This window comes from Parabacteroides timonensis (assembly GCF_900128505.1).
Lineage (GTDB): Bacteria > Bacteroidota > Bacteroidia > Bacteroidales > Tannerellaceae > Parabacteroides > Parabacteroides timonensis.
In genome coordinates this window covers 1,472,948-1,488,254 of the sequence record NZ_LT669940.1, presented here as the reverse complement: position 1 = coordinate 1,488,254, position 15,307 = coordinate 1,472,948, and the positions used below count along the sequence as shown (strand labels likewise).

Below are 15,307 nucleotides of genomic sequence, written 5' to 3'. Positions count from 1 at the left end.
GGATATGAAACAGAAGATACGTTGCTATTTTACTGATTTTTGGGAAGGTTCTGATTACAAATATCATTTAGGCTTTTTATTGGATGAGTATGATATTATTATCGATAGAGAACATCCTGATTATTTATTTTTTTCTTGTTTCGGAAACAATCATCTATTCTATACCGATTGTATAAAAATATTCTGGTGCGGTGAAAATATAATTCCGGATCTGAATCTATGCGATTATGCCGTTTGCCTTTCGGATATTCAAGCCGGAGACCGGATTTATCATCATTATCTGACATTGTATAAGAAGGGTAGAAATGCTGTTAAATTTAATCTGACACCGGATGAATTGTTGAATCGCAAATTTTGTAATTTCGTGTATTCCAATAACGACAATGCTTTTCCTTATCGCGAAAGAATATTCAAGGAATTATCTAAATATAAGCGGATCGACTCCGGAGGCGCTTTTCTGAACAATATGGGAGAGAGAGTAAAAGATAAGCTTTCTTTTCAAAGAGAGTATAAGTTTTCATTGGCGATCGAAAATTCCAGTATCCGGGGATATACGACAGAAAAAATATATGAGCCTTTTCTGGCTCAATCGTTGCCGGTTTATTGGGGCAACCCCAATATCAGTTCGGATTACCATCCGAACTCGTTTGTTAATCTTATGCAATTTTCTTCTGTTGAAGAAGCCGTAGAAGAGATTATCCGTTTGGATAAGGACGATACGGCTTATCTGGAGAAAGTAATGACTCCGTTTTGGCCGTATGGGAATAGTTTCGAAGAGTTTTATGAGATTGAAATGGAAAAGGAGAAAGCCTTTTTTCGTCATATTTTTGATCAGCCGATCGACGAAGCTTATCGACATACGGAATACGGCTGCAATCGAGGCTATATTGCTTTAAAGAAATCAATGGTATCATACTATAATAGTCCTGTTTGTAAAGGATATAGAAAGGTTGAAAGAAAATTAACAACCCTCAACAGACGGATAAAATAAGGGTGTTTTGAAATGTTAAGACGGGACTTTTGATTTCAAAATAAGGGACTTTTAAAATCAAAAGACCGGACTTTTTTCCCAGAAATAATCTGTTAAAATGAAATAAAGCAGCTCGTTTCCGACCATAAAAATAAATTTGTATGAATAAAAAATTTTTATGTCATGTCGGGAGGAGATCAGTTGTCTTTTCCTGTTTTTCGGGTAAATATCGCAGAGTTGCCCGATTATGAAACGAAGGTTCTTGAATGTGCAATATTTTTGCGAACTTCCGAATCGATAAAAGGAAAAAAGTCATGGAAAAAGTTTTCAACAAGCTTTTTCGAATATTACCAACCGGTCATTTTAAGTTTTTTCGGTTATCAGCCGGATATTCCTGATATCCCATTGATAAAAGTAAATAATAAACCGTTGTTTATAGCCATAATGGCAGCCATGCAGAAGAATGACATGTTCGGTTGTTCGACTCCCGAACTGGCCATAATGATGTATCTGACCTTCGATCTGAGTATGGAACTTTTGGGTATACAACAAGGCTTGTACGGCGACTTATTGGAATATGAGGATGTTTTAGAGTTATTTAAGAGATACTCTCAAAAGCAATTCAAAAAATAAATAATTAATCGGTTGGAAATGAGCTGTTCTTTCTTTGTTTTCCTTGATTTTAACTCAAAACCGCCTTACCGCGGCTTGCCGTTATATTTGTCGGCATCAGGTAAACGGACAAGCGAGTCTTTCAATTTTTTTTGATCAGCCCTATTTGTATTTATTATATATAATATTAATTCTATATTAAAGAGAGTGCAACCGGGGGTGTAATCCTTACTGATCGTAACCGGATCGAATGTTATGAATATCAATAACTATCAGATGTGACTTTAGTGCGACTTTGCCTGTGACACTTTAATTATTCACAAAAAACGAAGAAATCATGACGAAATGTAATGAAAACATGACACCGGGTTATCGTAAGGGCGGTTATCTGCGGGTAGGGAGAAATGTGATGAAAGCTTCTTTCGGCACGAACAAGGAACAGCGTCACCTGGCTCAGGTGTTGCTTTGTGTACAGACGTTTGCTTATTTCCGTGAAGGGATGGTTTGTCTGAATGAATTTACGTATGTCTGCCGTCCGGGCGAATGGATTACCACCTTTTCGGAGATTGCCGGTCTGACGGGTTTGTGTCGCAAGTCGGTAAAGAAATGCCTGGAACGTTTGGAAGTCGGTCATTTTTTGCAGGTGAAAGAACTTACAGGCTATAAACTGATCTGCCTGACCGATTATGAGCCGTTGATACCGGTTTTCAATGAAGCTGGTAAGTTGCAGGTACCGGCGCAGCCTTTGGAGAGTGAAGCCGGTGAAGATATTTTTAGCCAGGCGATGAATTTTTATCAACCGAATAGCGGACAGAAAGGACTGGTGAACTGATGGAAAGCACACAGAAAACAAAACGGGAGATCACTCCGAATGTGAATCTCCCGATGGAACAGGCGGTTATAGCCGGACTACTGAGCAGCCCGGATGCCATCTTCGACGTGCGCGACCGTTTGCGTGCAGAGATGTTCAGCCACAGCGGGATCCGCTTTGTGTACGAAGCGATCCTGTCGTTGGTAGAAGCCGGTAAGGGAGTAGATATGTTGACGGTTGAAGATGAAATGCGGCGGTTGGACTCTGCCATGTATGGAAAGCTGGACGGACTTTTATTCTTGTCGGAGATGTTGCTCGATGTGCGCAATGACAGCCATATCCGTATCCATACCGATGAACTGGTGCGCTGTTATACACTGCGCCAACTAGTGAACGGACTGAGAGAGAAAGAAGTGCAGGCTGTACAGCCTTCGGCGGACGTGGCTGTGTTGCTTGCAGGTGTGGAGGAGCTTGCCGGTTCCCTGCGTGGAGAACTCACCCGTTCCTCTTCGATGGAGGATGCAGGGAAGGTGGCCGCCCGCGTATTGGAAAAATCATATCAGGAGCAGACGGAACGCGAAGCGGGCATAAGTAAGCAAATCCGTACCGGTCTGCGTGACTTGGATACGCTGACAGGCGGTTTGTATCCGGGCGAGTTGATCGTGATACCGGGCCGTCCCTCGATGGGGAAATCGGCTGTCGCGTTGTGGATGGCGTTACAGGCAGCCCGCCAGGGTAAAGCGGTTGCTTTCTTCAGTGTGGAGATGAGCAAGGAGGATAATGTGATGCGTCTGTTGTCGATGCTCAGCGGGATCGATGCCGATCGTATACGCTTTAAAGGAACGAACCAATCGGAACGTATTCGTCTGGAAGCTGCTCGAAAAGAGCTGGACCATCTGCCGATCACGATCGAGTATTGCGGTTCGGATACGGTGGAAGATATTCGTGCCAAGGCGCAGGTGTTGTATAAACAGAATAAACTGGCGTTGCTTTTCATCGACTATCTGAACCTGATCAATATCGTGGTATCGAAAACGAACTTGCAGGAAACAACAGATCTGGCGTTGGGTAACATAACCCGTAAGATCAAGTTGATGGCTGAAGAGATGCAGATCCCTGTCGTGTTGCTGGCACAGATGAACCGTGAGAGCGACCATCGTCAGGCTCCCCATTTCCCTGTTTTGAGCGACTTGCGCAACTCGGGAGCGATCGAACAGATAGCTGATGTGGTCATCTTCGTTTACCGTGCCGAGAAATACAACATTTTCTATGATCCGAAAACGAAGGAAGATCTTCGTGGAATAGGTCTGCTGATGGTGGCAAAGAATCGTAACGGGGCAACAGGGGTGGCCAAGTTCCGGTATAACCCGGCGATGACTTGCCTGACGGATTATGATCCGAGGGTGATATAAATTAAAAAATAAGAATAAGATTATGAGAATGAATTTTCTGTTTCGTGCCGGTAAAATCGTAATAAATAAAGTCTCCTTTTTGTCTTTACTATTGAGTGGAAAAGCAAAAAAGATAGATTTTGTTATTATCGGGGCACAAAAATCTGGAACAACAGCTTTGTTTGAATATTTGGATAAGCATCCTGATTGTGTGGGGACTGTTCGTAAAGAAAGTTTATTATTTACCAAGGCAAATTATAGAGATCCGACTGAGAATGAAATACGAGCTTTGTTTTCAGGCAGGAAAGTCTTTAAATCGAACCGGAAGCATTTATTTTTCGAAGCGACTCCTATAAATGTATATCGGGATGAAGTTCCGAAACGTATTTGGTGTCATAACCCGGCAGCTCGTTTGATTTTTTTAGTACGTGAACCAGTTAGTCGTGCTTTTTCTGAATATAATATGCATTGTCTGTTAGCACAGAAAAAAATAACTATTAGAGAAGATCCTGATCAGGAATATTTAGATTATTTGAAAGATCCTGTAAAATATCCCTTTTCCTGGTTTATAGAAGAAGAATTTCGGAAGATCAGAGAAACAGGTTCTTATTTACCGTCAGCATTCAACTATCCGGATTTTATACGGCGTGGTTTATATAGTGATCAATTGGAACGTTATTATCAGTATTTTAATCCGGAACAAATTTTGATTATAGAAAATGTAGAATTGAAGAAACATAAAAAGGAGACTTTACATCGAATAGAAGATTTTTTGGGTATCTCTCATTTTTCATGGAAAGAAGATGAATTGAAAAACTCCCATGTGGGAGTTTACATTCAACAGATTCCTGTTGAATGTAAACAATCTTTAACCCAGTTTTTCAAGCCATGGAATGATAAATTCTTTGATTTGATAGGGTATCGTATGGATTGGTGAAGCATCAATGGCTTGTCTTGAAAAGATTACAGATAGCCGATGTGGTCATTTTTGTTTACCGTGCCGAGAAATACAACATCTAGATAGATTCTATTAATATACTAATTATTAATCATGTCGAATATGATAACCAGATTTAAACGGTATTTATATATAGCCTCGATTTTTAAAATGTGGACTTATTATAAGTCAGGGAAAAAAATTTTGATATCTAAATCATCAACAATAACCGTTGCTAAAAATGGTTTTTTGTCTGTAGAAAAAGAATTGATAAATAGGTCTGCCTTTAAAAAAAGGTCGTCATGTAATATTTGGCTGGCAGGTGATTTAGTTATTGATACATTGTGGATTGCTGACGTAAATATAGTGGTTCATTCGGGTGCAAGATTAGTAATAGGCGATTGTATGATGAATGATGGAACCTATCTGGAGTGTGAATCAAATATTACAATAGGGGATAATGTGCTGATAGGACGAAATGTAACTATTCGTGATTCGGATGGTCATGATCATGGGGATACCTTCGGAAAAAGAGAAAGATGTTTGCCGGTAAAAATAGGCAATTCTGTTTGGATAGGTTCTAATGCAATGATACAAAAGGGGGTACATATTGGTGATGGCGCGATTATTGCTGCCGGGGCAGTTGTTTGCAGGGACATCCCTGCAAACACTTTGGCTGCTGGTGTACCAGCCAAAGTGTTAAAAGAAAATGTATATTGGAGACGTTGAAAAATCAAGAATTTATGGCTTGTTTTTAAAAAGATTGCAGGNTGGATGTACCTAGTTCTGCAAAGACTCTGGTAATTTCTTACGTAGGTATGAAAAGCCAAGAAGTTTCTGTTCAACCTGTTGTAAATATCAGATTAGCATCTGATACTCAGAACATTTCCGAAATTGTTGTTACAGCAATGGGTATCTCGAAAGAGAAAAAGGCATTGGGATATGCTGTTCAAGATGTAAAAGGTGATCAATTAACGAAAGCATCCAGTACTAATTTAGCGAATGCTTTACAAGGAAAAGTTTCCGGTGTTGATATTACTCCATCTTCAGGTATGCCAGGTGCATCTTCTAAAATCACTATCCGTGGCTCACGTTCCTTCACAGGAAACAATACACCGTTATATGTTGTCGATGGTATGCCTATCACATCAACGTCTGATATTGATACAGACGTCATGAACAATGGTAGTGTAAGTGGTACAGACTATGCCAACCGTGCTGTCGACCTTGATCCAAATGATATTGAAAGTATCAATATCTTGAAAGGTCAGGCTGCATCCGCATTGTATGGTATGCGTGCCTCCAATGGTGTTATCGTTATTACAACCAAAAGCGGTAAAGGCGCACGTAAAGGAAAACCGGAAGTGACATTCAATACAAGCGTTGCTTTTGATGTTGTTTCTACCTTACCTGAAGCTCAGAAAGAGTATGCACAGGGTAGCGGTGGTGTCTTCTCCCCTACATCTTCTTTAAGCTGGGGTCCTAAAATTTCAGAATTACCGAATGACCCGACTTATGGCGGTAATGTAAACAACAGCTACACTGCAAACGGATTACACCAGGGACAATACTATGTTCCACAGCGTGCTGCAGCCGGACTGGATCCATGGGCTACACCGCAGGCTTACGACAATGCAAAGGACTTCTTTGGCACAGGTGTTACATGGAGTAATTCTGTAAACGTTGCTCAGGGCTTTGATAAAGGAAACTACTCTTTCTCTTTGGGTAACACGACAAACGACGGTATCGTTCCCAACACAGGTATGGATCGCTACAATGCCAAGATGACTGCCGAAGCAAAATTGCATAATAACTGGACTACCGGTTTCAGCGGTACATTCATTGCTTCAAAGATCAGAAAACAATCAGGAGCCAATACTGGTATTACTGCAACCGTTTATCCGGCACCTCCCAGCTACGACCTGGCAGGAATCCCGTCTCATGTAGAAGGTGACCCCTATACACAGAACAACTATCGCAAAGGTTCGTTCGACCAAGGTTATTGGGCTTGCGACAACAACAAATTTACAGAGCGTACACAACGTTTCTTCGGTAACGCTTATGTGAATTACTCTACAAAGTTTGATACTGAAAATCATAAACTGGATGTTAAATATCAGCTGGGAGACGATGCTTACACTACCAACTATTCTGATATTTATGGTTACGGACATGCAGCCGGACAAGGTGAAGCCAGCGAATATCATTATTCAATCAATGAAATGAACTCATTGTTAACTGCTGCTTATTCATGGAATATCAATGAAGAACTTGTATTTGACGCTTTGCTTGGTAATGAAATCGTAGAACGTAAGTCAAACTATTCTTATTCTTACGGAACACCTTTCAACTTCCCGGGTTGGAACCATATCAATAATGCTTCTTCCGTATCTGTTGAAAACAAATACAAAAAGAACCGTACAGTCGGTTTCTTCGGTAACTTGTCGTTAGCCTGGAGAAATATGCTTTACCTGAATGTAACAGGACGTAACGATATCGTATCGTCTATGCCTCGCGACAACCGCTCATTCTTCTATCCTTCTGTTTCTCTCGGATGGGTATTCACCGAACTGGAACCGCTGAAAAATGATATCCTGACTTTCGGTAAGATTCGTGCTTCTTATGCTGAAGTTGGACAGGCAGGCGATTATATGCCTTCTTACTATTATACTCCATCATACGGTGGCGGCTTCTTCTCAGGTACACCGATCATGTATCCGCTGGGAGGCGTAATGGCTTATGTTCCGCATTACAGAGTGTATGATCCGAATCTGAAACCTCAGAATACAAAATCATACGAATTGGGTGCCGACCTGACTTTCCTGAACGGTCTATTCGGCTTGAGTTATACATTCTCTCGCCAGAACGTAAAAGACCAAATATTTGAAGTTCCTTTGGCCGGATCAACAGGTTCCAACAGCTTGATGACAAATGGTGGTAAAATACATACCAATGCTCATGAGTTTACATTGACCGTAGCTCCGGTTAATACGAAAGACTTCAAACTTGACTTTGCATTCAACTTCTCTAAAATCGACAACTATGTCGATGAGTTGGCTCCGGGTGTAAATAGCATCATGTTGGGTGGTTTCGTTACACCGCAGGTTCGTGCCGGCATCGGCGATAAGTTCCCGGTTGTTTACGGTGTAGGATATTTGCGTAACGAAGCTGGACAGATTGTCGTGGACGAAAACGGTATGCCACAGGCAGGTGAAGAACGTGTTATCGGTAAAGTGGCTCCAGATTTCCGCCTGGGCTTCAATACAAATATCGAATTGTATAAATTCCGTATATCTGCTGTATTCGACTGGAAACAGGGTGGACAAATGTATTGCGGTACTGCCGGTATGCTCGACTATTACGGAACCAGCAAAAAGTCTGGCGATTTCCGTAGTTCAGAATCTTTCTTATTCGAACTGCCTGCAGTGAAAGAAGTGAAAGATGCCAACGGTAATGTAACCGGATATGCTCCTAACGACATTCAGATCAAAGGTGAAGATGCAGCCGATTATTTCTCTGCAATAAATAATGTTGACGAGTCTATGATCTATGACAACTCATTCATCAAGTTACGCGAACTAGCAGTAAGTTATCCGGTATTAGACAAGAGTTGGTTGAAAGTCAACCTGAGTGTATTTGCACGTAACATCATCGTTTGGTCACAATTGAAAGGATTTGACCCGGAAGCGACTCAGGGTAACAACAATATGGCCGGTGCTTTCGAGCGTTTCTCACTACCGGGTACTGCCAGCTATGGATTCGGTCTGAATGTCAAATTTTAATTATTTAAAAGATAGAATATGAAAACATTAAATAATATATCAAAAGGCCTCTTGGGTGCGGGTATTCTATTGGCTTCTCTGACTGGTTGTTCGGAAGATATGATGGATAAGGTGAATAAAGACCCGAACCACACACAAAATGTACAGGCTAAATTTATCCTGGCTGATGTAATTACATCTACTGCATTCTCAAATGTAGGCGGTGATTTTTCCATCTACGGTTCTGCATATATCGAACAGGAAGTCGGAGTGCACAATCAGTTATACCGTGCAGAAATACGTAACGGAGAACCTTCGGCATCTGCAACATTTAATAATGTATGGTCGAACGTTTATACCGCTTTAAGAAATGCACGTATTGCTGTCAACAAATGTTCGGAAGGTGGAGAACAGGAAGGAAATTTGGTTACCAAAGGTATTGCAGAAGTTCTGGTTGCTTACAATTCAGCCATCTTGGCCGATATGTTCGGTGATACTCCCTGGAGTGAAGCTGCTTTGATCAATCCTGACGGAACACCGACATACATGAACCCCAAAGTAGACAAACAGGAAGATATCTATGCCGGAGTGATGAAAAGCCTGGACGATGCTATCGCCGATTTACAGGGAAAAGACCTGCACGCATCCGGCCCTATGGGAGACCATGACTTACTTTATCAGGCTAGTGCTGCAAAATGGTTAAAACTGGCTTATGGTTTGAAAGCCCGTTACACTATGCATCTGATCAATCGCTCAAGCAGTGTAAATGCAGATATGGAAAAAGTATTGGAATATGTATCCAAATCATTTACATCTGCCGGAGAACAGGCTGCATTCAATATCTACAGCAGCAATAACATCAACCCGTTATTCGGTTTCTTCGATGCACGCTGGGCCCTTGCCGGTAGCCAAAGCATGGCAGACAAGCTGATCGAAAGAAACGACCCGCGTATGAACCGCGCATTCGTTACAGTCGGCGACAGCTACGAAATGATCACAGATCTAAAGAAAGACAAAGAGTTGCTGGCTCCGAACGGTACACCGGTAGAGTCGCAAGACAAATACAGTGTATCTATGTATATGTTCGCCCAAACAGCTCCGAGTATACTGTTAAGTTATCACGAAGTGTTGTTCTTAAAAGCTGAAGCATTGTGCAGATTAAACCGCATCGATGAAGCAGAAGCGACATTGAAAGATGCCGTTGTAGCCGGTATCGCAAATGCAGAAGTTGCTATCCAGTCAGCAGAAAAATATATGGGTGAAGATCTTACAAACGCTGCTCCCGCTATTACGACAGCTGACGCTGAAGCTTATTTTGACAACAACGTGAAAGCTTTATTTACAACAAATCCGTTGAAAGAAACAATGATTCAGAAATACATCGCTTTATGGGGTGCTAATGGTGAAGCCGTTGAAGCTTATAACGACGTCCGTCGTCTGAAAGCAATGGGTGAAGAACTCATCACATTAAAAAACAAAGCTAAATTCCCCCTGCGTTGTCCGTACGGTAACAGCGACACGACTACGAATCCGGAAGTAAAAGCTGCTTATGGTGACGGTCAGTATGTATATACAGAACCCGTTTGGTGGGCAGGCGGTAGCCGATAAGTTTCTACAAAAAACAGGATGACCATATATTAGCTTATACGGTCATCCTATAAGGGAAGATACGATGGTCGTATATTAGTTCATACGGTCATCGTATCTTCGTTTATACAACCATCGTAAACGGACTGTTACGGCCAGTCGTAAATTATTTCGCAAACTTCACATCAATCCCTTTATCTTCTTTCGCCTTCAGACCTAATACCCTACCTCCTACTTTCACCTTTCCGGTGATAAACTCCGGAATATTATATGACATCATAAATTGATCATAAAACTCTGTATCTTTCTGAGGCAATAAAAATGGCTTACAGGCTTTTCCATCCTTACCGACATAAGCGATATACGGCCGTGTATATAACCCATCAATCCGACGACTACTGAATATAACCCAACGGCTGTTACTGCTCCAGGAATGATAACTTTCCACATCATCACTATTCAATATATCTAAAGGTATACTTTCGCCTGTGGCAAGATCCGCCATATACAAGTCAGCATCTTTGTGCCAAATAGAAAAATTACCATAACCAGATACCGTATACATCAAATAGTTTCCATCCGGTGAGACACGTGGAAAAGAAGCACTTTGCCCTTTTATATTTGCATTATATAATGTATCTACTACAGAACCGAAGCTCCGGGTATCCGGATCGAAAGAAATAGAGCACAAGCTATATTTGATCTCAGAATACTCCTGCGGAATAGGACGTGCACCAGCCGTACAGAAATAAAGTGTTTTTCCATCCGGAGAAAAAGTGGGGAAAGTTTCAAAAGCATCCTTCGAAAATAACTTTCCGGTAGTCACTATCTCGTGCTTTTCCACATCATACACTACGACATCCGAAGTTTCATCAAATACTTCGATCCGGTTCCTGTCGTTCATATGGAATCCCTGTTTTGTATTATTTACAGAAAATGCGACATATTTTCCCGAAGGATGCCAGGAGGGATATACTAATGAAGAAACGGTTTGTTCCGTTTTGGTATTCAACTTTTCTATTTTATCTCCGTCAACCAGTATGGTTCCAGGATACGTTTCACGCATGTGGAAAAGCATCTTATCCGGATTCTGCATACAGAAAGAATGGCAATTCACACAATTCCGGCCACTCATCTTATTTTCAATGATGGCTGTTTCCGTATAGTTTTCCAGATTACGCTGATAAAGCCCCATCCTATTCCACAAAGTATATCCAGGGGCAATTAAACGATAGGCAATATAAGGATCGATGGGGTCCGTTGCCACATATAATTTAAAAGGAGCATATTCGATCCACTTACCTTTTTCTTTCGCCTGAACGATCACATCTACCGCATTACCGGCGGTAGACTGTAAAAGCGTCTTCCATTTGGAAGAAGGAATTACAAACTGATTTCCTTTGGCTTTAACCTCAATCTTCCGGTCAGCCGAAGATAAAATCATACGTGCCTCTTCATATTGAGTTGTCAATGAAAAGTTTAATGGAGCGATATTCGCCGGAATAGTAACATCAGTATAATCCGGACTAATTGCAGGCTTTTCACTTAACCTATCGCTAACCTGAACCGCATCCGAACAGGACATAAACATAGCCAGCAACATGATATACTTATAATTTCCCTTCATATTCATCCGATTATTTAAACATAAAATAAAACCAGTAAGTATCTCCGTAGGCTCTTCGCATTAACCCGGGCAGTGCATTCGCATTACTCCTATTTGCCAAAACTTGTTTTTTATATTCAGCAAAACGTTGCACTACCGAAGGAGAAATATTAAAACGCTTCCAGTAATCAGGTTCAGCCTCCGATAAGGTAATCACTGCTTCCTGAAACGATTTAGGCAATGCTGGTAAAACATCTGTACCATAATAATGCTCCACCATACCCTTAAAGCCGGCCATATCCTTGGACATCAAATAAAAAAGCCCAAGATATTCAATTGCATTCCTGTTTGATGGATTAGTTTCGGCTATAACCCGCAAATCTTTCTCCATATTATTCAATTCCGACAAATAATTATCTTTGGGTAAACTTTTACGCATAGGCCCCAGGACCGGGTCTTTTTCTACCTCGGCATCATTATATAAAAAAGGACGTTGCTCATTCGCCCAAGAGCTATAACAACTAGTCCTTTCCAGTACATTTATATATTTTTCCGCCACCGGATATTCCCCATAAATGAGATTAGTTTGTACCAGTCTTTTCAATATACGGGGATTGCCCTCTCCTATTGCGGTTGCAAAAGCTTCAAACGCCATCTCTTGCGCCAATGCTGTATTTCCCATAACAAAAGTAACTTCACTCAGCAAAATAGAGATCTGCTCCGTTTGATTCCAGCCAACCATTAATCCTAAGGGCCCTTTCTGATCAAAACTAAACGCCCGGTCTGCCAACTGTCCTTTATGCGCCAAAGCCAAATTCAGATAACACAGATTCAGGTAATTGGTAAGCGGCCCTTTACTTGCTTCAATTATTTGATCCCATTGTTCCGTTCTGGCATAATAGTCCAATTCTTTAACTTTAATCGATTTTTTATCCCCGTATTCAGGAATTCCCCACCAACATAAAAGAAACAATATTAAAACTTGTACGCCGCATCCTGCAATCAAAAACTTTTTACTTATCGGCTTCTGCTTACGTTTTAACCAGAACGATATAATTAAAATAACAGGAAGCGACATCCAGGAAAAATAAATAACAAATTTCGGCTCCAAAGCTGTATGATAATAGACATCAGGCAAAAAAGCAAAACGATATTCACCTAAAGCAGCAAAATACACACTGCATATTCCACATAAAACAGCCAATACGCAAGACAGCAAAGCCCAATAATATTGGGGCGTTCTGTTTAATAGTTCATAAATGGCTACTAATATGGAAAACAAAAAAGCTGCAGATCCTATCATACCATAAAGGACAGGTGTAAGTAACACTTCCACTCCTATCCGCCACCTGTCATTCGGAATACGCAAACACAGACATACGACTAAAAGCATTATATCCAGGGCCACCGTTCCGAATACCAGATAATTAAAATCAAAATGGATGAACATAATCAAAACGACCGGAATAAGATAAAATAGAAACAGATTTGTATCCGGCACAATACGGCGTACAATTCCTCTTACCCCAAGCCCAGCAATAAGTAATAATCCTGCAGTAATAGCAGCTCCGGCATATGGCAGAATAAAAAACTGAACTAAAAACTCAGACAGAACTAAAGTAAATCCACCGGGTATAAGCAATTTATCCGAGATATATTCCCCCGAAAACTGAAACAACTGGGTCTGCTCAATAAAGTAAAAATGATATTTACTATATGTCTGCAGAAAGACAAACAAAGCAGTAAATACGACTAGCCAGAAAGCTACAACTTTCAATTTCATGGTACTGTGGTTTTAAGCATGTTTTACCAATTCAAAACGTCTATCCACACACTGCGGAAGCTCATGTGGATAATGAGTCACATAGATCAACGTTTTACCCGGCCGGGAGCAGAACTGTTCTATTATCTGTGCCGCCCTCTTCTTATTACTGATATCGAGGCCGTGTAAAGGTTCATCCAATATAATCAAATCCGGATCTTTGACGAATGCACGAGCCAGTAATGCCAACCGCTGTTCACCTGATGATAATGTCAGGAAAGAGCGGTCTTTTAATGTCTCGATCCCAAAAACACGCATCCAGTCCAAAGCTATTACTTCCTGCTCCGCAGTACATTTACGATATAATCCGATCGAATCGAAAAATCCGGAACCGACAATGTTCAACACCGGAACATTCTCCATATAATAAAGATGCATTTCAGGAGAAACATAGCCTATCCGTTTTTTTATATCCCAGATACTCTCTCCTGATCCGCGCTTCCGGTCAAACAAATATAATGTATTTGCATAAGACTGAGGATTATCTGCATAAATTAAACTCAATAAAGTTGACTTTCCTGCTCCATTCGGACCGAATAAAGCCCATTTTTCTCCGTTTCGTACTTCCCAGTCGAGTTCTTTCAGAATGGTTCTGGTTCCATATTTAATAGAAACATGTTCCATACGGAAAGTAACATCATGAGTGGAAGGCTCCTTTTCTGATATTGGTAATGGGACATCCGAAGAATGATCCGGAAAAAGATGAGTAAGCAAATCCGTATGTGTAATAAACTCTGCCCGTGTTTCCGATGGAAAAACCGTCCGGTTATGTACGGGTAAAATATGTGTTATCATTTCCGGTATATCATCCGGATTAGACAGAAGCAAAATTACCTGTACATTTTCTAATTTTGTCATCTGCTGTAACAAGTCGACCAGGACATCCCGTGAAGAAGCATCCAAACCAATAAACGGATTATCAAGGATCAGTATGCGAGGTCGTGTCAAGAGCGAACGGACAATCAGAAATTTACGTAGTTCACCGCTGGATAAAAAGATCAAACGTTTGGGTAGTAAATCTTCTATACCAAAGAAAGAAAGTACCTGGCGCAAATTTTCCGTACCGGCATATTCTTCAAGGATTTGCTCAATTGTCGGCACCTCATCTGTTTCCGTCGAATGCCAGCGTTGCTGATAATATGTATTCCGGCAATCCGCCAATGAATAAATATCTTTGAAAGCAATGCTCTTGACAAGATTACTTACTTTATCTTCATAACCGAAAGTTATTTCTCCCTCTTTCAATGCAAACTTACGTTGCATCATATCCGCAATCAATGTTTTCCCCGAACCGTTCGGACCTATTATAGCCCATTGTTCCCCTTCTTTGACCGACCAGTTAAACGGCTCTGTAAAACGGAGTTCCGGCAAACGGGTAACCACATTCTGCAGGTTAACTATTGTATTATTCCCTTTCATCGTCTTTTATTTATACGCCCAAAGGTAAACAGTTTCTTTATAAAACTTAAATATATCAACAAGAAAGAAGAAGGGATCACTCATCACGAGCAATCCCTTATATATATACAGGCGTGGTATGTCTATAAAATTCTTACAAATTAGTTATTATAATGCCTGTAATTTCCCAACTCAACTTAATCAATATATTTTATTGTATTACGTTCTATTCCACTTAATTCAGTCTGATAGACTACCCACCTTTATGAGACAAAAATAATAAAATAAAACAAAACAACAACCTAATCTTTTATTTTTTACACAAAAGCCACCGTTTTACTATCAATCAAAAACCCTTGTTAAAATTAGCAAGATTTCATCTTATAATTTTGAAGAGAATATCTATCTTTGA

Annotated in this window: 11 protein-coding genes; 8 read left to right on the top strand and 3 right to left on the bottom strand. The window is 40.7% G+C overall.

Annotated features, from left to right (window positions below):
• Window positions 1-4 precede the first annotated feature (4 nt).
• From BQ7394_RS06490 to BQ7394_RS06455, 8 genes are all read left to right on the top strand, one after another.
• Window positions 5-991 carry a glycosyltransferase family 10 domain-containing protein gene (locus BQ7394_RS06490; protein ID WP_075556620.1) on the top strand — a complete coding sequence of 329 codons (987 nt, stop codon included), beginning with the start codon at window positions 5-7 and terminating at the stop codon, window positions 989-991.
• 162 nt (window positions 992-1,153) lie between these two features.
• Window positions 1,154-1,603 carry a hypothetical protein gene (locus tag BQ7394_RS06485; protein ID WP_075556619.1) on the top strand — a complete coding sequence of 150 codons (450 nt, stop codon included), beginning with the start codon at window positions 1,154-1,156 and terminating at the stop codon, window positions 1,601-1,603.
• Between the two features lie 316 nt (window positions 1,604-1,919).
• A complete protein-coding gene (locus BQ7394_RS06480) occupies window positions 1,920-2,414 on the top strand; it encodes a hypothetical protein (protein WP_075556618.1) in 495 nt (164 codons plus the stop codon).
• Window positions 2,414-3,805 (top strand): replicative DNA helicase, encoded by a 1,392-nt coding sequence (locus BQ7394_RS06475; protein WP_075556617.1) that lies wholly within the window; start codon window positions 2,414-2,416, stop codon window positions 3,803-3,805. Before BQ7394_RS06480 ends, BQ7394_RS06475 begins: the two co-directional genes overlap by 1 nt.
• A 22-nt stretch (window positions 3,806-3,827) precedes the next feature.
• Entirely contained in the window at window positions 3,828-4,721 is an 894-nt protein-coding gene (locus BQ7394_RS06470; RefSeq protein ID WP_235848679.1) for a sulfotransferase family protein, read from the top strand.
• Window positions 4,722-4,844: 123 nt separating this feature from the next.
• Window positions 4,845-5,450: an acyltransferase gene (locus BQ7394_RS26550; RefSeq protein ID WP_075556615.1), complete on the top strand. Its 606-nt coding sequence runs from the start codon at window positions 4,845-4,847 to the stop codon at window positions 5,448-5,450.
• Window positions 5,451-5,539: 89 nt separating this feature from the next.
• Complete coding sequence (locus BQ7394_RS06460) at window positions 5,540-8,503, top strand: SusC/RagA family TonB-linked outer membrane protein (protein ID WP_082211681.1); 2,964 nt, start codon at window positions 5,540-5,542, stop codon at window positions 8,501-8,503.
• An 18-nt stretch (window positions 8,504-8,521) separates the two neighbouring features.
• Entirely contained in the window at window positions 8,522-10,090 is a 1,569-nt protein-coding gene (locus BQ7394_RS06455; protein WP_075556613.1) for a SusD/RagB family nutrient-binding outer membrane lipoprotein, read from the top strand.
• Window positions 10,091-10,235: 145 nt separating this feature from the next.
• Here the strand turns inward: BQ7394_RS06455 and BQ7394_RS06450 are convergent, their stop codons facing one another.
• Genes BQ7394_RS06450 through BQ7394_RS06440 form a run of 3 tightly spaced genes read right to left on the bottom strand, consistent with a single transcriptional unit; the run spans window position 10,236 to window position 14,916 of the window.
• A complete protein-coding gene (locus BQ7394_RS06450) occupies window positions 10,236-11,696 on the bottom strand; it encodes a TolB family protein (protein WP_075556890.1) in 1,461 nt (486 codons plus the stop codon).
• A gap of 10 nt (window positions 11,697-11,706) precedes the next feature.
• Complete coding sequence (locus tag BQ7394_RS06445) at window positions 11,707-13,458, bottom strand: DUF6057 family protein (RefSeq protein WP_075556612.1); 1,752 nt, start codon at window positions 13,456-13,458, stop codon at window positions 11,707-11,709.
• Between the two features lie 12 nt (window positions 13,459-13,470).
• Window positions 13,471-14,916, bottom strand: a complete 1,446-nt coding sequence (locus BQ7394_RS06440) for an ATP-binding cassette domain-containing protein (RefSeq protein ID WP_075556611.1) — start codon at window positions 14,914-14,916, stop codon at window positions 13,471-13,473.
• Between the last annotated feature and the right edge of the window lie 391 nt (window positions 14,917-15,307).